The following is a 26,563-nucleotide window of genomic DNA, read 5'->3' on the forward strand; positions in this document are numbered from 1 at the left end:
ATACTGTGAATAAAAATCCTCTAGAACCCCAGGTTATTATGCCCACAGCTGCCGATGTTGAAAAAGCTGCGGAAATTATTAGTGGAGTTGTGGAGCGTACTCCGCTGTATTACTCTCCACGTCTTTCGGAAATGACGGGCGCTAAGATTTACCTGAAGCGAGAGGATTTGCAAGGTGTCCGCTCATACAAGATTCGTGGTGCCTATAACGTTATTGCGCAGCTTAACGACGAACAGCGTAGGGCCGGCGTTGTAGCGGCATCTGCTGGTAACCATGCGCAGGGGGTAGCGTACGCGTGTCGCACCTTGGGAGTACAGGGACGTATTTATGTTCCCTCTAATACTCCTAAACAAAAGCGTGATCGCATTATGTATCACGGTGGAGATGCAATAGAGCTGGTAGTAACAGGTAATTCTTTTGACGACGCCGCTGCCGCCGCTATGCAGAATGCGCAGGACTCGGGGGCTACATGGGTGGCACCGTTTGATAATCCCAGCACTATTGCAGGACAGGGGACTGTTGCCCGAGAAATCGTTGAGCAACTTGCTGATATTGGGGAGCAACCCAGTATGGTTATTGTTCCAGTGGGGGGTGGTGGTCTCCTTTCTGGCGTTGTCACCTATCTTGCCGAGACGAGTCCCGAGACAGAAGTCATTGGAGTGGAGCCGGCGGGAGCGGCATCTGTAGCGGCAGCTCTGGATATGGGAGGTCCTGTTACTCTGGGGGATACTGACCCGTTTGTGGATGGGGCAGCCGTCAAGCGTTGTGGCGATGTTACCTATGCAATACTTGATGCCCATCGTAAGATGATTGATCTTCTCACTGTCTCCGAAGGCTCTGTCTGCACAGAGATGTTGGATCTTTACCAAAATGAGGGGATTATCGCCGAACCAGCTGGTGCTCTTTCTGTGACGGCCCTGCAACAGTTGCGCTTTGCTCCAGGAAGCTCAGTTGTGTGTATTATCTCCGGCGGTAACAATGATGTTTCTCGCTATAGCGAGATTATTGAACGTTCTTTAGTTGACCGAGGTCTTAAGCATTATTTCTTAGTCAACTTTACGCAGAAACCAGGTCAACTACGTGAGTTTCTCGACCGCGTGCTTGGCCCGGATGACGATATCACCCTGTTCGAGTATGTGAAGCGGAACAATCGTGAAACTGGTGCCGCATTGGTTGGTATCCAATTAGGAACCGCTACTGGGTTGCATGCTCTGCTCCATCGTATGGAAGAAAGCGGTATCGAGTGTGAGCGATTACTCCCAGGTACTCCAGCGTATGAATACCTGACGTAGTGGTTGAAAAGTTGTCTGTAGACATCCCTCAGTTTTGTAGTCTAAGTACTGGATCTTCGGTTACCGCAGAAATTGAGATTAAGCGGTCGCAGTTTATTTGTTATCTGCAACGTGTAGAAAATGAGCAGGATGCCCGTGCTTTTATCGAGGAGATTCGGCGTCTGCACCCGACAGCCCGCCACCATTGCACGGCTTTTCGGTTAGGTGGTGGAAGTGGTGACGTACAAGAGCGTTCGAGTGATGATAGAGAGCCCTCCGGGACTGCTGGTAAACCGATGCTTGCCGCTTTGCGTGGTGCAGATCTTGTTAATGTGTGTGCTGTTGTGGTGCGCTATTTCGGCGGTATTTTGTTGGGCACGGGGGGATTGGTGCGTGCCTACACCGATGCTGTAAATAAGGGGATTACTGCGGCACGCCAGTCGAAACGTCTTGCCGTTTGCCGACTAGTAGATCTGTGGTCGGTACAGGCCCCCATTATTGATGTGGGACGGTGGGAAGCCGATTTACGGGGGAGAGGTCTTGAAGTAGTTGATGTCTTTTATGGTGAAGGTTTACTCCCCGTAGACGCAGTAGACACTGCATGCTCTGGAGAGTCTGCACAAACTAGTTCAGCGATCGCTGATGACGTGGAAGCGGCACGGCATCCTGATCCTATGGCTTCCGTAATAGTGGTGGCTGTAATGAAACCTGCTGATGCTGCAGTGTTCTGTGAACACACATCCGCCCTGTCGGCGGGTTCTCAAAAACCTTACCGAACAGGGCGGATGATGTATGAATCTCAACTGATGTAAAACATCTTAATGTTTTACATCAGTGTTTTTGTGGATAGAGACAAACAACAATTAAGGAATTATCGTCTATCTCTTGAGTCTTACTGGTAGTAAGGAGGTACGAACTTGCAGTCGACCTGCTTGTAGTCACGGCCAGTGAGCATGTTCTCAACAACCTGGTAGGTAACCGGGTCGTAGGTCATGCCGAAGTGGTCAGTGAAGTCCTTCTTGCAGAGGTCCTGGATGATGACGTTGTTGACGCCCGGTTCCTCGATCATATCGTGGGTGTAGGGGGTAACAACATCGTCGTACCGGGTGGTGATAACGGTGTACTTAACGCCAGGCTTGGTGATGCCGCCGGCTTCGAGTTCCTTCACGAAGTCAGAACCAACAGTCTGCTGACCATCAGCGGTGACGTTGGCGTAATCCCACATCTTCTGCCACTTGTCGTTGAGGCCAGCAGCCTTGATGAGAGAACCAACACCGTAGAGGGTGGAGCCGTGGTTAGAAGCAACTAGGCCGATGGTGTGGCGAACAGTCTTATCGCCGCCGTACCACTTGATGTAGGCGTTCGGGAGAGCGCCGCCACCCTGGGAGTGACCAACGAAGTCGACTTTCTTGGCGCCAGTGCGCTTCATGACGTACTTCACGAAAACGCCGAGGAACTGAGCGGAAGCCTTGATATCACCGTTGAACGGCATAGCTTCGTTGATGTCATTAGGATGAATGAGTGCCTTCATGACATCCGGGCCCGGGTTGTAGTTGAAGGTGTAGGCGCACAGTCCGGCCTTGGCCAGCATAGGACCGTAGTATGCCCACGTTGCGTAAGCATCTTCACTGGTACCGGGGATCAGAATGATCGGTAGAGCGTGCTTGTACTTGGGCTTGCAAGAGAAATCGTTCACGCCCGTGGGAGCAGTTCCGTTGTGCTCCTTGGAGTACTTAGAAGCAGCAGGGAAGTTGTTTTGAATGGGGCCGACACCCTGGTTCGGCATACCCCACTCATCAGAAGTCTTGTTACGAATACCGCCGAATTCATCGCGAGGGTAACCGGGGACGTCCGTGCTAGCGTTCGCCAAAGCGGGAGTGGCACTGAGCGCCATTGCGGAGGCGCAAAGTGCAGCAGTGAAGCGGCGACTGAGGGTGGTCATGGAAAGCTCCTATTGACAGTATATATGGGGAGATAGGAGGGGATTGGCTCACGTTCAAGCGGGTCAATCCGGCTCTGAGAGTTAATCTATGACGCTAAAAACAGAGCTGCAAGGTAGTTGCCTTCATCTTGCAGATACTTTTTGTATGCATTTTTGTTAGATTTCTCTTTTTTGCTGATAGGGCATTGTTTTTGAAATTATGTGAACAATTGACCAGTTGTCGTAGTTGTCAAAATTTATGGGAGTAAATACACCCTTGATAAAAATGATTGCTCAACTATTAGCTGACAGTGGTCTTTTAAGGCTTATGTCTATAGAGCGCGTGATGTGTAGAAAAGTATCGGTGTTCATGCACCGTGTCCATCGTATAGTCGTTTTATAGTTGTGTGGGGCTCTCGATACATGAGAGCCCCACACAACTATTGACGTTACTGATACTGAATTTGTCTACACTATTCCGTTATTACTGAAGCCATTATCGAGAGCGACGATCACCTTTTGATGTCGTGGTTGCGGGGGGAAGGATTTCCGTTCCTGGGTAGGACGTAGTGTTGAGATCCTGTCCGCGCTTGGTCACCGGACCCCAATGAGTAATGGCATTGAATTGGCGGGCAAATTCCGGAATAAGAGACTGTACGAAGGAATGTGTCATGTGGTGCATATCCCGGTACACCATGACATTGCCAATTACAGCGGGGCAAACAGTGCCAGGGCACAGTGCATCCGTGAAATCCATAAGATGGACATTGGAAAGTCCTCGCGACGCTTCAATAGCAGGATTCACGGGGGACATTGCAAGATCACGTGGTATGCCACAGCTCGTGGCATCTCCACCTTCTTCTAGGCAGTCGGGAACTTTGGCGGGTCTATCTTCCCGCGTAGACCAGGGAGTGTCACGGACGAGAATCATCTGAACGTTCTCTTTATTGAAGGATCGCCACAAGTCAGCATAGTAATCTGGGACGACGTCGGGTCCTACACCAGTAAGTTGTGCGGGACGAGTGGCAGTAGTGAAGACATAATCATATTTCTTCTGGAGAACGCGGTTATAGACTTTCTTATTCCACTCTAGGCAGTTGTAGTAAGGCTTATTAGTAAGAGGATTGTTGATCATGCCGCTGATCATGAACGGGCAACCCATCTTGAGATAAACATCAACACGGAAGTTTTGGCGACGTCCCAGGATATCGAGGGCTGTCAGCCAGTGTTCGGCGTGTGATCCACCCACTAGAGCAATGGCACGTTTGGCGTGGACATCTCCATAAATACAGGGGTGTCCTTTTTCTTCGCGCCATATCTTCTTCTCGTGGATATCAGCATCATCGAAGTTAGAAATACACCCATCAAAAGATGATCGCGGGAGAGTACGGCTAGCGTCAATAGGGCGTGGCTGGTAGTCAACGTTATTCGGGATGGGCATGTTTTCCGTAATGGCACGGGCACCCGGATAATCGGCAGTGAGGACGAGCGTCATTTGTCCATCAAGGCTGTTGATATAGCGTTTCCAAGAAATATGGAAGCCTACTAGGCAGAATGTTAAGACAACAACGAGAGTACCGGCAATGCTCTTCCATGTGAGCCAGCTTCGTTTGGGGCGTAATGCAGCAAGAAGGCGTTCTTTGAACGCAGGCTTTTCTACTACGCCATCCTGGGCAGCAGTAGGTTGCTTCTTTTTTAGCCGCAGTGGTTCTTCAATGTAGTGGTGTGTGAACCATGCTAAGACCAAACTGACAACGAGGACGAAGATACCGATCTTATTGGAAGGTTGTGGACGTTTGAGATGTGTACAGGCAAGAATGAGCAACGGCCAGTGCCACATATAAAGGGCATAGGCAAGACGGCCTAATTCGCGCAGTGGTTTAGACGCAAGAAATGCGGTGAAGGGGGCATTCCGCCACGTCAGTTCTTCACCTTCGGGAGCTTGGCCCGCAATGATAAGGAACACTGTGGCAATAAGGACATAAAGAGTCCACGGTCCGGGGAACTCATCAACGCCGTTAAAGATAAGGCCACATGTAAATATGGCGAAAAGACCAATGACTGTGAGGAACCAGCGTACCCAGTGATTACGGACTTCAATTTTGTGTATCACTGTGGCAAGGAGACCACCGAGGAAAAGTTCCCAAAGACGAGACCAGGTGTCATAGTAGTTGAGCATCTGGTTTTCGCGGTGGAGATAGATTGCGTACACAAAGCTGAGGACAGTCCCAATGCCGAGAATAACCGCCATGGGGGTAAAGATGGATTTACCTGGCCAGAAACGGTGTAGTAGCCACCCCAGACCGCAGCAGAGCAGAATGATCATGAGGTAGAACTGACCCTGTACAGACATCGACCAGAGGTGCTGTAGCGGGCTTACCGCAGTGCCTGCTTGAGCATAGTCTTCGGACTGTGCTGCCAGTTTCCAGTTCTGGTAGTAGAGCAGTGAAGCCAACATCTGATCATTAACGTTGGCCCAGCGTGTACGGGGGAATACGAGAATAACGCCAATTCCAACGGTAGCGAGAACAACCACCATAGTGGGGAGCAAGCGACGGATGGTTTTCCAAATGGACCGGAGCGGGTTGAGGCTGCCGTAGCGGTCAACATTGCGCATCTGGGAACCGATGAAGAAGAAACCAGAGAGAGTGAGAAACACGTCTACGCCACCGGACACGCGACCAAACCAGATGTGGAAGATAACCACCAGTGCGATAGAAAGACCGCGTAACCCATCAAGGTCATAGCGATAGGTATGACGATGTTGGGGGATAGGGGGGCGCGTTGCGGGACTCGCTGTTTGTGCAGAAGAAGTGTTGTCTTTTCGTGCCATATCTGTCTTAATCAGGTCTTTAGTGTCATGTGCGTACTCCCCAGAAAGGAAGTACGCCTGCTCAATATGCTATAGGGAATGACGTTGTATAAACGCGACCGTCATTCACATCCTACCGTTCCTCACCTCTAAAGCCTGCATTGGGAGCGTTCTCTACGCGGTTGACATGGAGCTTTTACAAGCAGATACAGTAAAAAGGCATAATAGAACAGTGTTCAATTATTGGTGAAGGACCTACTATTTATGCCTTGTATTAACGACATACTACAAACGGATCGCCATCACATCTGGCACCCCTACAGTCCTCTACCTGGGCCGCCACAACATGTTGTGAAAGCCGCCAAGGGTCCATATCTGACGCTCGATGTTGCTGCTAATTTTCTCTCTGAAAAAAGCGCAGCAAACAACGATGATTCAGGCAAAAGGGTAACGTGCAAAGTTCTCGACGGCATGAGTTCCTGGTGGGCGGCTGCCTATGGATACCGTCACCCCGATCTGGACGCTGCTGCACACCAACAAATCGACGAGTTCAGCCACGTCATGTTCGGTGGATTGACACATGCACCTGCGGCACTGCTCACCGATACACTCTTAGCAATGGTGCCAGAGGGCCTAGATACCGTTTTCTTCTGCGATTCTGGGTCAGTGTCTGTGGAAGTCGCCGTCAAAATGGCATTGCAGTACTGGCGTTCCCATACAGATACCGCACTTCATCGCAAAACAAAACTGCTGACGTGGCGAGGTGGATACCACGGAGACACTTTCACACCAATGAGTGTGTGCGATCCCGATAATGGCATGCATACTCTCTGGCAAGGAATTGTGCAGCCACAAATATTTCTTCCCACTCCGCCACCAGATACAGAGACAAGTCTGCGCCCAGCAGTAGAAGACACAAGCGTGGAAGAGTATTTAGAACACGCAGAACATGTCCTACACGAGAATGCGGATACAGTAGCCGCCTGCATCATTGAGCCGGTTGTACAGGGCGCAGGCGGAATGAAGTTCCACAAACCAGCTCTGGTACGTGGGCTAGTTGAACTATGCCAACGCTACAACGTACTCGTCATTTTTGATGAGATCGCTACCGGTTTTGGTAGAACAGGCACACTATTTGCAGCGGACGCATGCCATTGCACGCCCGATATTATGTGCGTCGGTAAAGCATTAACAGGAGGCTATCTAACCTCTGCGGCGGTACTAGCACAGCCTGAAATAGCTACTGTGATCTCGAAGGGAACAGGGGCTTTCATGCATGGCCCTACATTCATGGCCAATCCGCTGGCATGTGCTATCGCCACGACTGCCTGCCAGCTGGCGCAACATGCTCATGAACAGGGAGAAGTCCTACGTATTGAGCGTAAGTTACGTCGCGGACTGTCCCCGGCCGTGGGACTTCCCGGCGTTGCTGACGTAAGAGTAAAAGGAGCTATTGGGGTTATCCAACTGACGGATCCAGCGATGCTCAATGTGGACGCAGCAACTGCAGCCGCACTGCGGGAAGGAGTCTGGCTGCGTCCCTTCCGCGACCTCATCTACTGCATGCCGCCCTTCATCTGTACAGACACGCAGATCGCCACAATAGGCCGCGGCATGGTTGCAGCCGCACAAACAGCGGTCCGCTAAAAACCGTTTCACCATTCCATTTGTTTCTCTACAGACCAGGTTTCTGAGTGTTAAAGGACGCTTCTATGACCACCATTATTTTCGTTACTGGAACCAACACTGATGTTGGAAAAACCGTTACAACAGCAAGCGCAATTGCAGCAACCCACCACCAGGCTCCGCACCTACGAATAGGACTCATAAAGCCAGCACAAACTGGTGAACCACCCATTCCGGCCAGCGATCTCGGCTCGTATCACCATGGTGACCATGGTGATGTGGCAGTGGTGCGTCAACTTCTGGGAGCCCCGCATCATGATTCTGCACAACATGATGTGCAACCCCTACGGGTGTGGGAGGGGGTTCGCTATCCTGAGCCGCTTGCCCCCGATATGGCGGCGCGTCGGGCACAGCAAAGCCTTCTTACCGCAGCTCAGTTTGCCGAAATTATCGTGTCTGCAGCGCGGGAAGTAGATGTGCTTTTCGTAGAAGGTGCGGGGGGACTCCTTGTTGGTTTAGGAGAAGAAGCGGATGGTTCACCGACCACTCTTATAGAAATTGCTCAAGAAGTTCGCGCATACGCCGGTATGAGCGTGAGTTTTCTACTTGTGTCGCAGCCTGATCTGGGAATGCTGAACCAGTGTGCACTGACGTGGCGAGAATTAAACCGAGCAGGCCTCACCATGTGTGGGATAGTGTTTGGGACATGGCCTACGGATCCTGATCTGCCCATGCGGTTAAATGCTGCAGAAGTAGAACGGATAACAGGTGTTCCCGTCATTGGGAAAATACCGAGTGGGGTGGGGCAGATTGATAGTGAGCAGAATAAAACTATGCAGTGTGGCAGTGTGGCGTGCACAAGTGAACAGTGGTGGACAGTATTGCCCTGGTGTAAGTAGCTCAACAGTCAGCACTACTCTCGGCGTAAATTCATAAAAGTATGTGCTACAGGGCTGACATGGGTCACTGTGAGGCTGTTATAGAACGCTATAAGGAACTTACGGTGAGTCCCTTAATGAGGGTGTTAAGTCCTCCTTCAAGCGTCTCGAAGGAAGGAGAAGTAGGGGTCTGTGTTTCTGTGAGCTCAGCAAGTTGGAGACGGCTTTGCTCATCAACGAGCGCACCCAAAATAAAGAGGAGTAATACGCGGGCATGGAGTTCGGGGGTGGGGCTTACTGTGTGAAGAATAGTTGTTAGGGCATCGAGCTGGGGGAATGGTGAGGTTTGTGAAGCGAGTGAGGTGCTCATTAATTCACTTCCGTCTCTAAAGAAGAGGGCCCTATTCCGGAGATCTTCCGCTACTGTCACTATTTCTTGCGCCCATGTGTGAGGGGTCGTTACGTGTAGCGGGGGGAGTGAATTATCGCGAGTGGGGAGGTCACACGAGAGAATATGGGTGCATACGGCGCCGAGGAGTGCCTGTTTATTGGGGAAATGCCAGTAGAGGGCGCCGGGCTGTACGCCTAGTTGGCTAGCTACTTTTCGGATGGAGAGGTCTTGTAGGCCATAAGTCTGCAAAATGTCGGCAGCAGCATGAATGATACATTCACGGGAGAGCTGCGTCATGGTTATCCTTCGTGGAAGTAGAAATTATCTCTTAAACAGTGTTCAATAAAGCTATGTCTTATGGTAATTCTACGGCAGCAGCGGGATTAAGCACCGATGTTGCAACAGCAAATGGAACAAACACACCCACTCTGCCGAAAACGTCTGAACTACCAGACGATATTCTGGCACGTGCACGCGTCTATGCGTATGACCTCGGTATCGCACTTCCCGAAGAAGATCTTGTCCAGGTTTTCACACTTCCCCCCGAACGTATTCGGGAAGCCCTCGATCTTGCCCAAGAGATTCGCGAAAAATGGTGTGGCAAAGAGGTCGAGCTAGAAGGAATTGTCAGTCTTAAAACTGGCGGATGTCCAGAAGACTGTCATTTCTGTGCTCAATCTGGGGTGTTCGAGTCTCCCGTCCGCAGCGCTTGGATTGATATCCCTGCAGTTGTTGAATCGGCAAAGCACACTGCGAAAACTGGCGCAGCAGAATTCTGCCTTGTCGCTGCAGTGCGTGGACCGGATAAGAAACTGATGAGCCAACTCAAAGCTGCAGTGGAAGCTATCCGTGCCGAAGTGGATATACATATTGCCTGTTCGCTCGGTATGCTCACTGATGAACAAGCAGATGAACTAGCCGCTATGGGAATCCACCGGTACAACCATAACTTGGAAACAGCGCGCTCCTATTTCCTCAATGTCGTAACTTCACATACGTGGGAAGTACGCCGAGCAACTCTTGAACGTGTTCGCAGCCGCGGCATCAAATTATGCTGCGGTGGCATTATTGGGCTGGGAGAAAGTATTGAACAACGTGCTGAGTTCGCCACCCAGCTCGCAGAACTTGGGCCTACCGAAGTGCCCATTAACTTCCTCAACCCGCGCCCCGGGACACCTTTTGAAAACCTCCCACTGGTGAGTATGGAGGACGCACTACGCACCGTCGCGGCATTTCGTTTCGCGCTTCCCAAATCGACTATTCGTTTCGCTGGCGGCCGAGAAATCACTCTCGGTGATGAAGGTATGCGCGATGGTCTCACCGGGGGCATTAACGGATTTATTGCTGGGAATTACCTCACAACGTTGGGGTGTAGCGCGGAAAACGATCTTGATATGCTCTCTGAACTTCATATCCCCATCCGTGAGAAGAAAGACGTCCAGTAATGCGGAATGTCACTAGCACTGACTTACGGGACATGATGCTGCGAGGGGAACCCTTCCGCTTTGACCCCTACCGTGGTACAGATTTATCGAAAGATTCTCCACGTCCCTTTAAAGCCGCGGAATTAGGGCTAGAGCCGTTTCGATACTGTCCCATCTGCGGCAGACGAATGGTGACACAAGTGATGCCCAGTGGGTGGACTGCGCGCTGCTCACGGCACGGAGAAATATCGTCCTACCTTTTCGAACACTAGATATACGCACAAACAAATAACGTCAGCAGGGTAATTCTGTGTCTTTAGCGGAAGGAGGACGCAGAATTGCACTGGCATCTGTAATTTCACAATGATTATGGACAAAGCGAAAAAGACGCGCAGGGCGTCCACCCTCTGCACCTGGTGTGGTCGTTTCCCCGGTGGGTTCAATAACGTGTCGACGCTGTAAAGTACGCTGCAGGTTTGTCGCATCGACACGGTAGTGGAGTGCAGCCTCGTAGATGGCGCGCAGTTCCGAGATAGTAAATTCTTCCGGAGAAAGCGCGAAGCCTAAGTTGGTATATCCCAATTTGCTCACTAAGCGGTGTTCCGCAGCAGCAATAATCTCTGCATGATCCGCTGTTGTACGAGGCAACTGTGCAACCGGGATCCATGCAGTGTCCGATGGTAGCTGCGGGCATGCCGTAGTGGGGACAATTCCCAGAAAAGTTGCGGCAATAACACGCCCGTCGCGACGACGCTCCGGGTGGGAAAAGACTTTTAATTGTTCAAGGTGGGAAAGGGTATGCACGTCAACTTTTTCGGCCAGTTGGCGCGTAATGGATTGGGTAATGTCTTCATCGTCGCGTAGCCATCCGCCGGGCAGCGACCAGACTATTTCAGTAACAGGATGAGGATTTGTAGGGGAGTGGAGAGCAGTGAATGCGCGTGCTTGCTGCCACAGAAGGACACAGAGTTCCTGGGCATCGTCACTGCTGCGTCGCCGTACTTGAAAGACAGCTACCCGTACTTCCATCCGGCTGGTAACATTCCACATAGTTTTCGATTATAAGTCGAAAACCTCCTTGGGAATACTACTTCCAGCTCAGGAGCGCGCATAATGACTGAAAAACTCACACAACTCGATTCCCCACTACTTGCCCACATACACAAAGATGCCACCGGCCTCTACAACGGCATCACCGGAAACAAAGAATGGGCCACAGAAATACGACGACTCGCCGCTGCCCGCGACGCCGTCATCCTCGCCCACAACTACGAACTTCCCGAAATCCAAGACATAGCCGACTACACAGGGGACTCCCTCGCGCTTTCCCGCATTGCCGCAAAAGACCCACACTCCACCATCGTGTTCTGTGGTGTGCACTTCATGGCAGAAACCGCCAAAATCCTCTCACCAGATAAACGCGTCCTCATCCCCGACGCGCGCGCCGGCTGCTCGCTAGCAAACTCCATCACCGCCGAAGAACTAGCCGCCTGGAAAGCTGACTACCCAGACGCCATCGTCGTCAGCTACGTCAACACCACCGCCGTAGTAAAAGCCCTCACAGATATCTGCTGCACCTCCAGCAACGCAGTCGACGTAGTGAAATCCATCCCCGCCGACCAAGAAATACTTTTCTGCCCCGACCAATTCCTCGGTGCACACGTCAAACGCGAAACCGGGCGGGACAACATCCACATCTGGATGGGAGAATGCCACATCCACGCCGGCATCAACGGAGACGTTCTTGCCGCAACTGCCCGGCAACACCCCGACTCCGACCTTTACATCCACCCCGAATGTGGCTGCACCACCTCGGCGCTCTACCTCGCCCAGGAAGGCGTAGTACCGCAAAAACACGTCAAAATCCTCTCCACCGGCGGCATGCTGGAAGAAGCCGAAGAAGCAGAAAAACGCGGAGACCAAGAAAACGTCCTAGTAGCAACCGAAATCGGTATGCTGCATCAACTCAAAGCAGCCGCACCCGACGTCACCTTCACCCCCATCAACCCCCATGCGGCCTGCCCATTCATGAAAATGATCACCCCCGCCGCCCTCCTCCGCTGCCTCGCCCTCGGAGAAGACGAAATCCACCTCGATAAAGACACCATCGATGCGGCCTACCGCCCCGTGGAACGCATGATCTCCATTGGACACACCCCCGCAGCACGCTAACTCTCGAAAAGAGACACCCTATGGACACACCGTGGACTATGCACTGCGACCTCGTCATCGTCGGAGCAGGAGTAGCAGGCCTTTCCGCCGCCGTCGCCGCCCGTGACCACGGCCTCACCACCGTTATCGTCGATAAAGGACGATGGCAGGAAGGCGCCCGCACTATTCCCCGCTACCCCAATGCCGCCACTAAAATCGCGCAAGGCGGAATAGCCGTCACCGGGCTTTCCGACATTGAACTCGACACCAGTCTTGACGAAGCCCTCGGCCTACACGTCGCCGACACTCTCGACGCTGGCGCCGGGCTCTGCGACAAAGAGGCCGTCACCTCCATTATCGGCGGGGGCGCAGAAGCCGTACAGAAACTCATCGATGCAGGCGCCCACTTCGACGCCACCCCGGAAGGACCATTAAAACGAACCCGGGAGGGTGGGCATTCTGTTCGCCGTATTATTCACGCAGGCGGAGATGCCACTGGTGCCGAAGTACAACGAGCGTTAGAAGTGGCCTCTGCGGGCATACCGTGTCTACAGAATGCACGTGTCACCAGTATTTTTACAGATGACGATGGGGTAGTGGGGGTCGGTGTTCGCGATCCGCGCGGCCCCGGCTATATTGCTGCCCCCTGCGTTCTCCTCGCTACTGGCGGAAATGGGCAACTGTTTAACGTCACCACTAGCCCAGAGGGGGTACGTGGTGAGGGTCTTTCACTTGCTCTGCGTGCCGGAGCTCGGGTGGCCGACCTGGAATTCACACAATTCCACCCCACAGTTCTCTTTGATACACAGCGCACGGGTCGCCGCCCACTTATTTCTGAGGCTGTCCGCGGTGAGGGGGCACTCCTCTACGATGCTTCTGGAAACCGCTTCATGGTAGGCATAGATCCCCGCTGCGAGCTTGCACCACGCGATATTGTTGCCCGCTCCATTGCATTGCACATGCGGGAAACCGGGGAGAACTGTGCCTGGCTAGACGCCACCCACATTGACCACTTCCACGAACGATTCCCCACCGTGACAGAAGGATGCCAAGAAATTGGCATTGATCCGCAAACACAACGCATTCCTATTGCTCCCGCAGCACACTACCAAAGCGGCGGCATTGTTACTGACGCTTATGGGCGGACAGATGTTCCTGGGCTCTTCGCTGCAGGGGAATGCGCCCGTACCGGTCTACACGGTGCTAATCGTCTTGCCTCTAACAGTTTGCTAGAAGGTTTAGTTGTCGGTGGTCGAGTGCCGGCACTGGCTGTGCAACGATGCCAGACGAGAGGCACTATTAGCCGCCACGCTATTGAGTCTGCCTGGCGTAATGACACAGCAGCCCACCAGCATGACTTCCCACTTGGCGATACGCCAGTACAGAGGCGGCGTGAACGGCGTGCATTGCAGCAACTCATGAGCGGAAATGTGGGAGTGACGCGCGATGCTGCACTGTTGCAAGAAGCCGCACAACAGTTGGAAACACTGTATGAGACACTATCCCGCCGCATGCATGACACTGTCCAACTGTGCCGCATTATCACCGAGGCAGCATTACTGCGCACTGAAACACGCGGTGGCCATACACGTCTGGACTATCCCAAGCCGGACCCACAGCAGCGCTACAGCAGAGTGTTTTCCCTGGGAGATGACGGAAAGATTCATCACGAAACGTGTGTGAATCCACGTCCCCAACTTCGCTAATCAGATCTCACCTCGCTCACCACGACACCAACTTTTCCGACCTGACCATATAGATTAAGGACCACGTCATGACAATGAATTCTCAATCCCCGATCACATCAGCACAGCATGCCCCCATTACTCCACCCAATCCGCAGGATATGGAGCGTGTTGTCACGACAGCGCTGGAAGAAGACCTACGACTTGGGCCAGATGTCACTACAATCGCTACAGTCCCCGCCGACGCCCAGGCTGTTGCGCATGTCCGCACGCGTGAACATGGTGTCATCTGCGGTATTCCCGTTGTGAGAGTTGTTCTTGACAAGGTTATAGGAAAAGGAAAATACACCATCGAAACGTTTGTCAACGATGGTGACATCATCGAACCCGGGGATACTGTCCTCACCATTAAAGCCCCCACACGGGAACTTCTCACAGCAGAACGTACCCTTCTCAATATCGTCACCCACCTATCCGGTATCTCCACAATTACTCGCCAGTGGGTTGACGCCATGGAAGGAACCCAGTGCCGCGTTCGAGACACCCGGAAAACACTGCCAGGCCTACGGGATCTAGAAAAATATGCGGTCCGCGTAGGTGGCGGAGTGAACCATCGTATGGCGCTGGGAGATGCTGCCCTTATTAAAGATAATCACGTGGTCGCTGCCGGGGGCGTAGCAGAAGCCCTCCGCGCTGTTAAACAACAATTCCCGAACATTCCCACTGAAGTAGAAGTCGATTCACTGGAACAGTTAGATGCTGTGCTAGAAGAAGGTGTCAGCCTAGTCCTCCTCGACAATATGGATCTGCCAACCACCCGCAAAGCCGTCCACCTTCGAGACACGAAAGCACCACAGACAAAACTGGAATCTTCCGGCGGCCTTACCCTATCCGACGCATCTCACTATGCCCATGCTGGAGTGGATTATGTGGCAGTAGGCGGACTGACGCATTCCGTGAAAGTCCTTGATCTCGGGTTGGACATGTAGCCAGAATGATGCGTTTTCTCTGGGGCAGTGAGTAACCGGACTAGAGGTAAATATTATTCGCTCGTCCAATAAAACGCGGTCTATACTGGTAGCGAACCTATTTGAGCAAATAACTCGACGGAAGGATGCCCATGCTAGTACGAACTGACTTGCGCGGCCGCACCCTTACTGCAGCTGAACTCCGCCAGGCTATGCCACGCGGCGGCTCCGACCCCAGTGCAGTAACGGACACAGTAGCTACCCTCGTCGAGGACATTCACCAGCATGGTGCCTCTGCCGCACTGTCCTACGGAGAAAAATTCGACGGTATCCGCCCCACCTCAGTTCGTGTCCCCGCAGACGTTATCGCCGCCGCGCTCGCTGCTACAGATGAGGCTGTCAAAGAGGCGTTAAAAGAGGCCATTCGGCGCATCCGTAAGGTTCATGCCGCACAACGCCCCGACCGGCACAGTGTCACGGTAGTACCCGGCGGTACCATCACCGAAAAATGGATACCCATTGAACGAGTAGGACTCTACGTGCCTGGCGGCAAAGCCGTCTACCCATCGTCCGTCGTCATGAACGTTGTGCCTGCACAAGAAGCCGGCGTGGGAAGCCTCGTCGTAGCCTCACCGCCGCAAGCCGATAATAACGGCTGGCCACACCCCACAGTTCTAGCCGCATGCGCACTACTGGGCGTCGATGAAGTCTGGGCGGTGGGCGGAGCCCAAGCCATTGCGCTGCTTGCCTACGGCGGAACAGACACAGACAATCACACCATACTTAACCCAGTCGACCTCATCACGGGGCCCGGCAACGTCTTCGTCACCGCCGCAAAACGACTCGTAAGAGGCGTAGTAGGAATAGACGCAGAAGCAGGACCATCAGAAATTGCAGTACTCGCCGATAACACCGCCAACCCCACCTTTGTTGCTGCAGACATGGTAAGCCAAGCGGAACACGATCCGCTGGCGTCCTCCGTCCTCATCACCGACAGTGTGGAATTAGCTGACGCAGTTGATGACTACATTGACACACAAGCTAGTAAAGACGTTACTGCAGAACGTATTAAAACAGCTCTAGCAGGACCACAATCCGGCATCATCCTTGTTGATGACATGGAACAAGGACTACAGGTTGTTAACGCCTACGCGGCAGAACACCTAGAAATCCACACGTCCGATGCCGCCGCAACAGCAGAAAAAGTAACAGCAGCAGGCGCTATCTTCGTAGGCCCCTACAGTCCCGTACCACTAGGAGACTACGCAGCAGGCTCCAATCACGTCCTGCCCACCTGCGGATCAGCCCGCTACAGTGCTGGCTTATCCACCTACACCTTCCTCAAACCAGTACACCTCATCGACTACAACGAAGAGGCCCTACTGGGGATCGCCGATGCCATCCAAACACTGGCAAACGAAGAAGTTCTCCCCGCACACGGAACTAGCCTAGAAGTCCGGAAACAAGCAGCCGCCGCACGCCACCATTCCTAACACATATCGGCACAGTGCTACGACTGCTACACCCTCCGCTAAAATCCCCTGACTAATCCCCACACAGGAAAGAAAGACTCGATGAGCCCTATCGGCGCCAATGTACAGCTGTCTGATCTTCCACTGCGTAACGCACTACGCAACAAATCCCCCTACGGGGCACCACAGCTTACCGTTCCTTCACAACTCAACACCAATGAGAACCCATACCCGCCCAGCGACGCCCTAGTAGAAGACATTACCGCCTCTATCGCGGCCGCAGCCCGCACCCTCAACCGCTACCCCGACCGTGACGCTACCGCACTCCGCACAGAACTCGCAGCCTACGTCACCCGCCAAACTGGAGTTGACGTCACCGTCGACAACATTTGGGTAGCCAACGGATCAAACGAAATCCTGCAACAACTCCTCCAAGCTTTTGGTGGCCCAGGAAGAAAAGCAATGGGTTTTGTACCCTCCTACTCCATGCACCCCATCCTGGTAACCGGAACCACCACCGAATGGCTACCACAGCCGCGCCGGGCAGATTTTTCTCTGGACGTTGACGCAGCTATTGCTGCTATTCGGAAAGAAAAACCAGATATTGTTTTCCTGACTAGCCCGAATAATCCCACGGGACAGATTCTTCCCAACGCAGATGTACGTCGCATTCTTGAGGAAACCGATAGTCTCGTCATTCTTGACGAGGCCTATGGGGAATTCTCTGATGAACCCAGTGCCTGTGAGCTACTTGCCGAGTATCCGATAAAGCTAGTGGTGTCCCGGACGATGAGTAAGGCTTTTGCTTTTGCTGGTGGAAGACTCGGCTATTTTGTGGCTGCTCCAGCTTTTATTGACGCCGTCATGCTGGTGCGTCTCCCGTACCATCTATCAACGTTGAGTCAGGCTGCTGCACTGGCGGCCCTACGACACGCTGATGAAACATTAGGATCCGTGGCAAAACTGGTAGCTGAACGGGAGAGAGTTGCTGCCGCCTTGACTACACAGGGGCTTACTGTTGTCCCCAGCGCCTCGAACTTCCTTCTCTTCGGAGAATTTTCTGATGCTGCCAGCGTGTGGCAGCGCTACCTGGAGCAAGGTGTACTTATTCGTGATGTGGGTATTCCACATTATTTGCGTGTCACAATTGGTCTGCGTGAAGAAAATGATCATTTCTTGCGCGCTACAGAAACAGTGATAGCAGATTCCGCTTCCGGTATAAACATGGCAAGGTAGAAATATGACTGCACGTATTGGGCGGGTAGAACGCGTTACCAGCGAGTCCTCCATCATCGTTGAAATCAATCTAGATGGAACTGGAACAACTGATATTTCTACGGGCGTTCCTTTCTATGACCACATGCTGACGGCACTTGGTAAACACGGTGCCTTTGATCTCACTGTCCAGGCACATGGTGATGTAGAAGTAGATGGCCACCACACTGTGGAAGATACGGCTATCTGCCTTGGCCAGGCCTTCCGCGAGGCATTAGGGGATAAGGCCGGTATTCGCCGTTTCGGGGAAGCCTGTATTCCCCTGGATGAAAGTCTTGCCCGGGTAGTGGTGGATGTCTCCGGCCGTCCCTACTGCGTGCACCGTGGTGAACCAGCCATTATGCGTCATACGCTTATCTCCTCGCACGGTGGAGCTAGCTATGACACGGTGATGAACCGGCATGTTTTCGAAAGTTTTGCCATGAATGCAGGTATCTGCCTGCATATTCGAGTTTTGGACGGTCGCGATCCGCACCACATTACGGAGGCAGAATTTAAAGCATTAGCCCGGGCGCTCCGAGAAGCCACTGAACGTGATCCCCGTATAACCGGTATTCCCTCAACAAAAGGGGCACTATGAGACCACATGTCGCTGTCCTTGATATCGGATCCGGTAATCTTCGCTCTGCTGAAAAAGCGTTTGCTCACGTTGGGGCCGATACATGTATTACCAATGACCCCACTACCGCCCTTAATGCTGATGGTTTAGTAGTTCCCGGTGTTGGCGCTTTTGGATCATGCTGGGAGGGCCTGCGGCGTGTGCACGGCGATCGCATTATTGACCAGCGGCTAGCTGGTTCTCGGCCAGTCTTTGGAATCTGTATTGGTATGCAGTTGATGTTTGACGCTGGGGAAGAATTTCCCGCTGCGATGGACCCTGCTACAGCTGATGAGGACATACAGCGAACAGAAGGCATGGGGGAGTGGCCTGGTGTCGTGAAGAAACTGCAGGCCAGCGTACTGCCGCACATGGGATGGAATACAGTTGAGGCAGCGGAGGGGTCTGTACTTTTCCGTGGGATGGACGCTGATACGCGCTTCTACTTTGTGCATTCTTATGCAGCGTTGGAGTGGGAGATGGAACCAGATCCGAGTGGCCTTATATTGCCAGCTCGCGTCAGTTGGTCGCAGCATGAAAATTGTCGTTTTGTGGCAGCTGTTGAAAACGGGCCGCTGTCTGCTACGCAGTTCCATCCGGAGAAATCAGGCGATGCAGGTGCCGAACTTCTCGCAAACTGGTTGAGTTGCCTCGGCTAAAATTTGCGAACATTCTTTTCCCTTTAGGACCGATACCTTAGAACCGATACCAGGAAGGTTGATGATGAGCTTTACCCTCCTCCCCGCAGTTGATGTTGTTGACGGCCAGGCAGTGCGTTTGGTGCAAGGCGAAGCCGGTTCTGAAACTGTCTACGGCACACCGCGAGAAGCTGCTCTTAAATGGCAGGAGGAGGGGGCTGAGTGGCTCCATCTTGTTGACCTTGATGCAGCTTTTGGCCGTGGCTCTAACTATGAGATACTGCGTGAGGTAGTGGGGGAGCTCGATGTTAATGTTGAGCTTACTGGCGGTATTCGTGATGATGAGTCACTTCAGCGAGCATTATCGACAGGCTGTCGACGTATCAATATCGGTACGGCAGCTTTAGAAAATCCGGAATGGTGTGCACGAGTTCTCGCAGAAAATGGTGACCGCGTCGCTATTGGTCTCGATGTGCGTGTCGTTGATGGGGAACCACGCCTGCGCGGCAGGGGATGGGTCTCCGATGGCGGTAACTTGTGGGATGTTCTAGAACGCCTTAACAAAGACGGGTGTACACGCTACGTCGTTACCGATGTCTCTAAAGACGGCATGTTGTCTGGTCCCAACCTTGACATGCTTGGTGCGGTAGCCGATGCGACTGACGCTAAAGTTGTTGCCTCGGGTGGTATTGCCAGCATTGCTGATGTCGTTGCTGTTGCCGGTTTGGAGGATCGCGGTGTCGATTCTGCCATTACTGGGAAAGCCCTTTATTCGGGACAATTTACCCTCCCGGAGGCACTTGCTGCAGTACGTGAACTTTCTTAAATTTTGTGGGCTCAACCTGGTATATCGTCTGAGTATGCCGGATGGAAGGAAAAAGCTGTGACTCTCGCAACCCGTGTTATTCCGTGTCTTGATGTTGACAACGGACGAGTAGTGAAGGGTGTGAACTTCCATAACCTGTGTGACGCTGGCGATCCGGTTGAGCTTGCCCGCACCTACAATATGTCTGGGGCGGATGAACTAACATTTTTGGACGTCACCGCCTCTACGGCTGGGCGTGCCACGATGGTTGACGTGGTACAGGCTACTGCGGAACAGGTATTTATTCCCCTCACAGTAGGCGGCGGTATCCGCACTGTGGAAGATATCGATCGTATGTTACGTGCCGGCGCGGATAAAGTCTCCATTAATACTGCGGCTATTACCCGCCCGCAGCTTCTTACTGAAGGTGCACGCACATTCGGGTCGCAATGTGTTGTGCTTTCGGTAGATGCGCGCACTGTTCCAGAAGGAGAGAAACCTACTCCCTCCGGTTGGGAAGTGACGACGCATGGTGGTTCACGCGGAACTGGTATTGATGCAGTGGAGTGGGCTCGACGAGGAGAAGAACTGGGCGCTGGCGAGATTCTTCTCAATTCCATGGATGCAGATGGGACAAAGGATGGTTTCGATCTGGCAATGATTGCAGCGGTACGTAAGGCTGTCTCCATTCCCGTCATTGCTTCCGGCGGAGCCGGTAAAGCTAGTGATTTTGCACCGGCGGTACAAGCTGGAGCTGATGCGTTATTGGCTGCCAGTATTTTCCACTTTGGTGAAGTCACTATTGCTGAAGTGAAGGATGCTCTTCGTGCAGAGGGAGTCACTGTACGATGAGTAGCGAAACTGATCCTGTGACTACTCTGGCTGATCTGCGTTGGAATGAGCAAGGCCTTATACCGGTTGTTGTCCAAGACAACAGTACGGGTGAAGTCCTCATGATGGCATGGGCTAATGAGGAAGCACTGCAATACACACTGGAAACGCGGAAAGCCACTTACTGGTCCCGGTCCCGATCCGAATTGTGGACTAAAGGTCTTACCTCTGGGCACGTACAACACGTTGTTGCTGTTTTTCATGATTGCGACGCCGACACTATCTTGTATGTCGTAGAGCAAACTGGGGCAGCATGCCACACCAACACAAAAACATGTTTTACGGCGCGTCCTCTTCTTACCCCAGATTCACAGCACCCACTCCGGAACGATTTGCGGTATGGGACAAGTATTGAAGCAAGCAGTGAACACTGACCTGCGTTATTTGGTCTCACCTATTTAATGATGAGATTATGTTGGTGCCACGAGGATTCAGTGTTTATGGAAATCGCGTTTTCAGTTTGTGTATTTTCATCGTTACGCTGATGCTAACAACGCTGTAGTGATAAAGGGAGGGATAATGCCGGGTTACCCCCCTGATCTGCTTGAGCTTGTACGGCTAGATTTAGCACAACGCGAAGAATACATTGATTACCCCACCATCAAGCGCATGGCCGCGGAAGCCCCTCCTCCCCGTGATGGCCGTGCCGCATTACTAGAGCCGGGCATATCTGTCATTGCAGAAATCATTCGATCGTGCCCCGCTCGTGGCCCACTCGCAGATATCCCCGATCCCGCTGCCTTATCGGAACGTTTTGTGGAGGCCGGCGCACGTATTATCTCAGTGCAGACGGAAAGACACTACTATCGCGGTTCTCTTCTTGACCTTGACCAGGTACGCCGCGCCGTTGATGTTCCCATTCTGGTTAAAGATTTCATTGTTACGCCCTACCAAATCCATGAACTTCGTGCACACGGAGCAGATCTCGTACAACTCAATGTTGAACTGCTTTCCCAAGACCAACTAGCCGCTTTTCTCGACAGAGTGGAATCTTTAGGAATGCACGCTGTGCTAGAAGTGCATTCACCAGAAGAAGCCAATCGGGCTTTACAAGCGGGCGCTAAAGTTATTGCTATTAACGCCCGAAATCTTGCTACTAACTACATTGACCGCACATTATTTGGAGAAATTGCGCCAGGTTTACCATCGGAAGTTCTCCGCATTGGCGAGGCGGGAGTACGCGGATCACAGGATCTGCTGGCGTATGCAGGGGCTGGAATCGATGCCGTTCTGGCAGGGGGAAGTGTCGTCACAGCAGATGATCCTGCTGCTATTGTGAGCACATTGGTCACTACCGGTATGCACCCAGCCTGCCCTGGGCGTGATTAAATCGTGATGAGATAATTCGTGTGGGAGATCAATCCTCAAGGGGTTACAGGAATAAGTATGAATGATCCTTCTAGCCAATTAATGGCATATATTCCCAGTCCCTCACGAGGCTATTTTCATATTGGTTCATTAACCATCCATTTCTACGCTTTATGCATCATCATCGGGGTTATTGCAGGAAGCGTCCTAGCCGCATATCGTTGGGAAAAACGCGGAGGACTTCGTACGGATGTCTATGATGCCCTTATCATCGCCATCCCCCTCGGCATTATTGGAGCACGCCTTTACCACGTCATCACTGATTGGCGATTGTACTTTGGACCGGACGCACCACATCGTCCTGTTGATGCTTTAAAAATATGGGAAGGCGGATTAGGAATATGGGGAGCCGTCCTTTTCGGAGTTATTGGTGCAGCTTTGTACTGCCACAAGCACGGTTTACCGCTTAGCGAGATAGCTGATGCTGCCGCGCCGGGCATTGTGATGGCGCAAGCTATCGGACGTGTAGGGAACTGGTTCAACCAGGAACTCTATGGAAAACCCACTACTGTACCGTGGGCGCTAGAGATCTATGAGCGTTCTCAAGGGGTATCAACTGGGCGCGTTATTGGGACGTATCATCCTACGTTTCTCTATGAGTTACTGTGGGACGTTCTTGTCGTTATTATCTTGCTTGTTTTGGATAAAAAACTGGTATTGGGGCATGGGCGTCTTTTTGCCAGCTATGTGGCGCTTTATTGTTTAGGACGTTTCTGGATAGAACTTATTCGTGATGATCCTGCAACACATATTTTGGGTCTCCGGGTTAACACGTGGGTATCCGGAATCTTGTTTATTGCCGGTTTGGTGTACGCCTTTGTGGAAAGACGGCCACGCATATCTAAGCGTGATATTGCGGCTCTTTCCCAAGCGAAACGTCTAGCTGACGAGCAGCATCAAAAAATGTCGAAGAAGGCTAGCTAAGAGCGAGGCGGACACACTATTTCAAATAGTGTATGAATTCGATAGAGAAACCGTACACAATAGAGTTTCTTAAGCTGGACAGACTATCATTAGTAGTGTGAAGCGTCGAACTAAAATTGTATGTACTCTAGGTCCCGCTGTCGCATCTGCCGAAACAATCCGCAAACTTGTAGATGTCGGCATGAATGTGGCGCGGATGAATATGTCCCATGGTGAGCATGCCGACCATGCGCAGAATTATCAATGGGTGCGTGAGGCGTCGAAGGCTACTGGTAAATCTGTTGGTATTCTTGCAGATTTGCAAGGTCCAAAGATTCGTTTGGGCCGCTTCAAGGATAACCGCACAGTATGGGCTACTGGTGAAACCGTCACCATTACTGTTGAGGATTGCGAAGGTACGCATGACCGTGTCTCTACTACCTACAAGCAACTCTCTGCAGATGCCCAGCCTGGGGATCGTCTCCTCGTTGATGATGGCAAGGTAGGTCTTGTTGTCGATCACATCGATGGACCAGATGTCGTCTGCTTGGTTACTGAAGGTGGCCCGGTCTCCAACAACAAGGGTGTTTCTCTTCCCGGTATGGATGTTTCTGTACCGGCCCTGTCGGAGAAGGATATCGATGATCTCCGTTTTGCTCTTGAGCTTGGAGTGGACCTTATCGCCCTTTCCTTCGTGCGTTCCCCCTCGGATGTGGAACTTGTCCATAAAGTGATGGATGAAGTGGGCCGTCGTGTCCCCGTCATTGCTAAGTTGGAAAAACCCGAAGCTATTGACAACTTGGAAGCTGTTGTGTTGGCTTTCGATGCCATTATGGTTGCACGTGGCGATTTGGGTGTTGAACTTGCTCTTGAAGATGTTCCACTAGTACAAAAACGTGCTATTCAGATTGCCCGTGAGAATTCTCGCCCGGTTATCGTTGCTACACAAATGCTTGATTCGATGATCGAGAATTCCCGCCCAACGCGTGCAGAAGCCTCCGATGTGGCAAATGCTGTACTGGATGGTACAGATGCAGTGATGTTGTCAGGGGAAACCTCAATTGGTGCGTACCCCTTGGATACGGTTAAGACAATGAGCCGTATTGTCCGCGCAGTCGAGGAAGATCCAGAGGCTGTTCCTGCGCTTAAACACCGTCCGCGTACCCGTCGCGGTGTTATCTGCCAGGCTGCTGTTGACATTGCAGAACGGCTTAGTGTCAAGGCGATAGTAGCTTTCACATCGTCTGGAGATACCGTCCGTCGTGTAGCGCGGCTACATCCGTCTATTCCCCTTGTTGCTTTTACGCATTCTGAGGCAGTAAAGAACCAATTGGCATTAGCGTGGGGTACAGACTCCTTCTACGTTGAGCGTCTTTCTGATACTGACAGTATGGTTCGTGCTGTTGATCGTATGCTGCTCGATATGCCGGGATATGAATACGGTGACCAAGTGGTTATCGTGGCAGGTGCCCCTCCGGGACATTCTGGTGCCACCAATATGGTGCACGTGCACCGTCTCGGTGAGGAAGACCGTTAACTAGCACTATTCTTTGGTAGAGAGGACCCTGTATAAGCGGGGTCCTCTCTTTATTTTCTTTCAGAGAACATCCTGCTTATCTCCTTATTTTTAGCTCAGTGGGAACATCTATACGGTGCACAAGAAAAATTTATGTGGCATAGGACAAGCATGTTTGTTAATCTAGCTGCATGATCAATGCACACGTTATTTTCTCTAGCACCGCTCATGACGCGTTGCGGAGCATGTGCATGTGTATGTGTATGGCTGGCTGCCAGTCACGAATGTAGTGCTATAAATTCTTTTCTTTGTGTAACTGCACTACACCGGTAGCCATTTTCTTTTTCTTTTCCGTTCTTTTCTGTAAGAACATCGCTCTGTCGCAACTGCTTTAGCATTGCCTTACCACTGCTTTAGCGCAGCCTATTAAAGAAAGCCCTACACAACAATGTCTTATACTGCATCTTCTTCCACCATTTCTCCACGACGTTCCCCGGCTACTTCAACTGTTCCTACTATTGCTTCTGGTTCGCTATCTGGCAGTGCTGTACGGAAAACTTCTACTGGCCTGCGCCGACAGAACACTTCACAGAGCACTTCGCGGAGTACTTCGATTACTCCTCGCCCTTGGGTACCTGCTAGTGCTGGCTACATCATCAGTCCGCATCTCCAGCTGGGGGAGGGAACCGCTGCCCGTATTTTTCATCTTGCGCACACTGAAGAACCACTCCAGCGTGACCGTGCCGCAGCACTTACTGGTGTAAGCCGAGCAACTGTTAATCGCAGTGTCATTTCTCTTCTAGAGGCAGAATTACTAGAAGAGAGAGAAGATCTTACAGAATTGGGAGCTGTTGGTCGGCCAGCTCTTCCCGTCACAGTACGGACAGATACGTACGCTGTATTAGGTATTTATATTGGTCGGTGGACGTCGTCCGTCACACTTCATGATTTGCATGGAAAAATTCTTGGCGGAAAATATCTCCATCAGGGAATCGCTACTGTGGAAGCTCCCGGATCACTTCTATCGGATCTAGAGGAAGCGGCACTCTATGTACTGGGATACCGCGATAACCGTACCGTTATATGGGCGGGAGTCGCAGCAGAAGCGGTGGTAAGCGACGACGGTATCGTAAATGACAGCAGTGTTGGATGGCATGATATTGCCGTAGGCCAGTATTTTGCGGCTGGTCTGGGATTACCTATCTCGCTTGCATCCCATGTGGAGGCAATGAGCGCCGCCGAATTATGGAATACGTCAGTAGACGACGTAGCATCCTCCACCCTTTATATATATGCTCGAGAAACGCTCGGTATTGGCCAGACTTACAATAGCCAAGTTCATCACAGTGCGACGGGTTCTGGTACGTTTGAGCACCTGACAGCTGGTCCCACTACACTCCTTGATCCTACAGGTGAAGGCACGGTGGGAAGTGCAGTTAAAGATTCTGCGATAGTCGCAGCAGCACGTGCTGCCGGAATTCCTGTTGAGACTGTTCCGCAATTGGTAGCGATAGCAGGGGATAGTAACAGTAAAGCGCAAACAGAGGCGAAAACAATTCTGCGGGAACGAGCTGTCGTTCTAGGGGAGGCTGTTAGCTCCCTTGTCGGTCTTTTCAACCCCACTCGAGTGGTATTGGGGGGACAGGCTTTTACCGACTATCCAGACACCCTTAATCTGATTGCGTCACTTATTCACCAAAACAGCACAGATGTGGATATTCGCGTAACAGCTGCACGTGAACGGGTTCAACAACAAGCAGCTGCAGCAGTAGCAATTACTGCCGTCGCCTACGACCCACTGCATGCGGTAGAGGGAGCACGCTAAGAAGCGTAACGAGGAGCATAGTGAGGGACGGGAAAGAATACAGAAAGAACGTAGTGACTCCCCGTAGCAAGTAGTCAGTGGTCATCTGCGGATAGAGTAAGAAAAGGAACAAGAAAAAGTGCCCTCGGTGGGAGTCGAACCCACA

Annotated in this window: 24 protein-coding genes; 20 read left to right on the forward strand and 4 right to left on the reverse strand. The window is 52.1% G+C overall.

What is annotated here, in order from left to right; all coding sequences use genetic code 11:
• The first annotated feature begins 38 nt into the window (after nucleotides 1-38).
• Together ilvA and DI579_RS03135 are read left to right on the forward strand one after the other, a co-directional pair.
• Nucleotides 39-1,292, forward strand: a complete 1,254-nt coding sequence (ilvA, locus tag DI579_RS03130; protein WP_290598455.1) for a threonine ammonia-lyase IlvA — start codon at nucleotides 39-41, stop codon at nucleotides 1,290-1,292.
• Nucleotides 1,292-2,083: a YigZ family protein gene (locus DI579_RS03135; protein WP_303678679.1), complete on the forward strand. Its 792-nt coding sequence runs from the start codon at nucleotides 1,292-1,294 to the stop codon at nucleotides 2,081-2,083. The genes ilvA and DI579_RS03135 overlap by 1 nt, the downstream gene beginning before the upstream one ends.
• An 80-nt stretch (nucleotides 2,084-2,163) precedes the next feature.
• Here DI579_RS03135 and DI579_RS03140 read toward each other — a convergent pair whose 3' ends face one another.
• Nucleotides 2,164-3,213 carry a triacylglycerol lipase gene (locus tag DI579_RS03140; RefSeq protein ID WP_290598428.1) on the reverse strand — a complete coding sequence of 350 codons (1,050 nt, stop codon included), beginning with the start codon at nucleotides 3,211-3,213 and terminating at the stop codon, nucleotides 2,164-2,166.
• Nucleotides 3,214-3,688: 475 nt separating this feature from the next.
• The gene (locus DI579_RS03145) at nucleotides 3,689-6,025 is read right to left on the reverse strand and encodes an acyltransferase family protein (protein ID WP_290598429.1); all 2,337 of its coding nucleotides are present in this window, start codon (nucleotides 6,023-6,025) and stop codon (nucleotides 3,689-3,691) included.
• Nucleotides 6,026-6,268: 243 nt separating this feature from the next.
• On the opposite strand from DI579_RS03145, the gene bioA reads away from it, so the two are divergent.
• Together bioA and bioD are read left to right on the forward strand one after the other, a co-directional pair.
• Nucleotides 6,269-7,651 (forward strand): adenosylmethionine--8-amino-7-oxononanoate transaminase, encoded by a 1,383-nt coding sequence (gene bioA / locus DI579_RS03150; protein WP_290598430.1) that lies wholly within the window; start codon nucleotides 6,269-6,271, stop codon nucleotides 7,649-7,651.
• Between the two features lie 65 nt (nucleotides 7,652-7,716).
• Nucleotides 7,717-8,529, forward strand: a complete 813-nt coding sequence (gene bioD / locus DI579_RS03155; protein WP_290598431.1) for an ATP-dependent dethiobiotin synthetase BioD — start codon at nucleotides 7,717-7,719, stop codon at nucleotides 8,527-8,529.
• Between the two features lie 88 nt (nucleotides 8,530-8,617).
• On the opposite strand, the gene DI579_RS03160 is transcribed toward bioD, so the two are convergent.
• The gene (locus DI579_RS03160; RefSeq protein ID WP_290598432.1) at nucleotides 8,618-9,196 is read right to left on the reverse strand and encodes a TetR/AcrR family transcriptional regulator; all 579 of its coding nucleotides are present in this window, start codon (nucleotides 9,194-9,196) and stop codon (nucleotides 8,618-8,620) included.
• A gap of 53 nt (nucleotides 9,197-9,249) precedes the next feature.
• On the opposite strand from DI579_RS03160, the gene bioB reads away from it, so the two are divergent.
• Nucleotides 9,250-10,344: a biotin synthase BioB gene (gene bioB / locus DI579_RS03165; protein WP_290598433.1), complete on the forward strand. Its 1,095-nt coding sequence runs from the start codon at nucleotides 9,250-9,252 to the stop codon at nucleotides 10,342-10,344.
• Nucleotides 10,344-10,595 (forward strand): hypothetical protein, encoded by a 252-nt coding sequence (locus DI579_RS03170; RefSeq protein ID WP_290598434.1) that lies wholly within the window; start codon nucleotides 10,344-10,346, stop codon nucleotides 10,593-10,595. The genes bioB and DI579_RS03170 overlap by 1 nt, the downstream gene beginning before the upstream one ends.
• Before the next feature lie 22 nt (nucleotides 10,596-10,617).
• On the opposite strand, the gene DI579_RS03175 is transcribed toward DI579_RS03170, so the two are convergent.
• The gene (locus DI579_RS03175; protein ID WP_290598435.1) at nucleotides 10,618-11,373 is read right to left on the reverse strand and encodes an NUDIX domain-containing protein; all 756 of its coding nucleotides are present in this window, start codon (nucleotides 11,371-11,373) and stop codon (nucleotides 10,618-10,620) included.
• A gap of 63 nt (nucleotides 11,374-11,436) precedes the next feature.
• Between DI579_RS03175 and nadA the strand changes: the two genes are divergently transcribed.
• The 14 genes from nadA (at nucleotide 11,437) to DI579_RS03245 (ending at nucleotide 26,418) form a co-directional block, all read left to right on the forward strand.
• Nucleotides 11,437-12,495, forward strand: coding sequence for a quinolinate synthase NadA (nadA, locus tag DI579_RS03180; protein ID WP_303678680.1), 1,059 nt, complete (start codon nucleotides 11,437-11,439; stop codon nucleotides 12,493-12,495).
• A gap of 20 nt (nucleotides 12,496-12,515) precedes the next feature.
• Nucleotides 12,516-14,180 (forward strand): L-aspartate oxidase, encoded by a 1,665-nt coding sequence (nadB, locus tag DI579_RS03185; protein WP_290598437.1) that lies wholly within the window; start codon nucleotides 12,516-12,518, stop codon nucleotides 14,178-14,180.
• A gap of 68 nt (nucleotides 14,181-14,248) precedes the next feature.
• Nucleotides 14,249-15,148, forward strand: coding sequence for a carboxylating nicotinate-nucleotide diphosphorylase (gene nadC / locus DI579_RS03190; RefSeq protein ID WP_303678681.1), 900 nt, complete (start codon nucleotides 14,249-14,251; stop codon nucleotides 15,146-15,148).
• A gap of 131 nt (nucleotides 15,149-15,279) precedes the next feature.
• Nucleotides 15,280-16,620: a histidinol dehydrogenase gene (hisD, locus tag DI579_RS03195; RefSeq protein ID WP_303678682.1), complete on the forward strand. Its 1,341-nt coding sequence runs from the start codon at nucleotides 15,280-15,282 to the stop codon at nucleotides 16,618-16,620.
• An 81-nt stretch (nucleotides 16,621-16,701) separates the two neighbouring features.
• Nucleotides 16,702-17,835, forward strand: a complete 1,134-nt coding sequence (locus tag DI579_RS03200) for a histidinol-phosphate transaminase (RefSeq protein WP_303678683.1) — start codon at nucleotides 16,702-16,704, stop codon at nucleotides 17,833-17,835.
• Between the two features lie 4 nt (nucleotides 17,836-17,839).
• Complete coding sequence (hisB, locus tag DI579_RS03205) at nucleotides 17,840-18,454, forward strand: imidazoleglycerol-phosphate dehydratase HisB (protein ID WP_303678684.1); 615 nt, start codon at nucleotides 17,840-17,842, stop codon at nucleotides 18,452-18,454.
• Nucleotides 18,451-19,131 (forward strand): imidazole glycerol phosphate synthase subunit HisH, encoded by a 681-nt coding sequence (hisH, locus tag DI579_RS03210; RefSeq protein WP_290598442.1) that lies wholly within the window; start codon nucleotides 18,451-18,453, stop codon nucleotides 19,129-19,131. The genes hisB and hisH overlap by 4 nt, the downstream gene beginning before the upstream one ends.
• 64 nt (nucleotides 19,132-19,195) lie before the next feature.
• Nucleotides 19,196-19,936, forward strand: coding sequence for a bifunctional 1-(5-phosphoribosyl)-5-((5-phosphoribosylamino)methylideneamino)imidazole-4-carboxamide isomerase/phosphoribosylanthranilate isomerase PriA (priA, locus tag DI579_RS03215; protein ID WP_303678688.1), 741 nt, complete (start codon nucleotides 19,196-19,198; stop codon nucleotides 19,934-19,936).
• A gap of 57 nt (nucleotides 19,937-19,993) precedes the next feature.
• On the forward strand, nucleotides 19,994-20,767 hold the full coding sequence (gene hisF / locus DI579_RS03220) for an imidazole glycerol phosphate synthase subunit HisF (RefSeq protein WP_303678686.1): 774 nt from the start codon (nucleotides 19,994-19,996) through the stop codon (nucleotides 20,765-20,767).
• Nucleotides 20,764-21,180 (forward strand): phosphoribosyl-AMP cyclohydrolase, encoded by a 417-nt coding sequence (hisI, locus tag DI579_RS03225; RefSeq protein WP_290598444.1) that lies wholly within the window; start codon nucleotides 20,764-20,766, stop codon nucleotides 21,178-21,180. The genes hisF and hisI overlap by 4 nt, the downstream gene beginning before the upstream one ends.
• Before the next feature lie 145 nt (nucleotides 21,181-21,325).
• Nucleotides 21,326-22,135: an indole-3-glycerol phosphate synthase TrpC gene (trpC, locus tag DI579_RS03230; RefSeq protein ID WP_290598445.1), complete on the forward strand. Its 810-nt coding sequence runs from the start codon at nucleotides 21,326-21,328 to the stop codon at nucleotides 22,133-22,135.
• A 57-nt stretch (nucleotides 22,136-22,192) separates the two neighbouring features.
• Nucleotides 22,193-23,098, forward strand: a complete 906-nt coding sequence (gene lgt / locus DI579_RS03235) for a prolipoprotein diacylglyceryl transferase (protein WP_290598446.1) — start codon at nucleotides 22,193-22,195, stop codon at nucleotides 23,096-23,098.
• A 97-nt stretch (nucleotides 23,099-23,195) separates the two neighbouring features.
• Nucleotides 23,196-24,614, forward strand: a complete 1,419-nt coding sequence (pyk, locus tag DI579_RS03240; protein WP_290598447.1) for a pyruvate kinase — start codon at nucleotides 23,196-23,198, stop codon at nucleotides 24,612-24,614.
• A gap of 427 nt (nucleotides 24,615-25,041) precedes the next feature.
• A complete protein-coding gene (locus DI579_RS03245) occupies nucleotides 25,042-26,418 on the forward strand; it encodes an ROK family protein (RefSeq protein ID WP_290598448.1) in 1,377 nt (458 codons plus the stop codon).
• Nucleotides 26,419-26,563: the final 145 nt, after the last annotated feature.

This window comes from Lawsonella clevelandensis, assembly GCF_003241315.1.
Taxonomy (GTDB): Bacteria; Actinomycetota; Actinomycetes; order Mycobacteriales; family Mycobacteriaceae; genus Lawsonella; species Lawsonella clevelandensis_A.